General features: G+C 41.9%; 1 pseudogene. It reads right to left on the reverse strand.

Annotated features, from left to right (window positions below):
* Positions 1-372: pseudogene (locus tag GSM_RS15255) on the reverse strand (lectin-like domain-containing protein); the annotation flags it as partial.

Here is a 372-nt window from a genome sequence, read left to right on the forward strand (position 1 = left end):
TCCAGCCTTCTCCTTCAGGTACTCCATCATTACCGATTGTTGGTGTATCAACGGCTCCACTCTTATAATAGTAGGTTTTACTATTATCTACTGGATTTGTTACTGTAACAAAAGTTATTGGCGTTGCTTTGTAGGCATCCGCAACTGTCTTGCCACTTTGGTCAACGTAATTAATAGTTTCGTTAACTGTTTTTGACGTTGCTGTATAGGCTGGCGCATAAACTACTGTGTAGTTTAGGTCTGAGCTATCGTTCGTGACCTGTTGTGCTGCGACTTTGCTTAAATCACTAGCTGGTGCATCATTACTGATTACCTTGTAACCAGCAACGGTTGGATTTGCTACTTCTGAGAAGTCAGTGCTGTCTGCTTTAG

Origin of the sequence: Liquorilactobacillus mali KCTC 3596 = DSM 20444 (assembly GCF_000260415.1) — a bacterium.
GTDB classification, from domain to species: Bacteria; Bacillota; Bacilli; order Lactobacillales; family Lactobacillaceae; genus Liquorilactobacillus; species Liquorilactobacillus mali.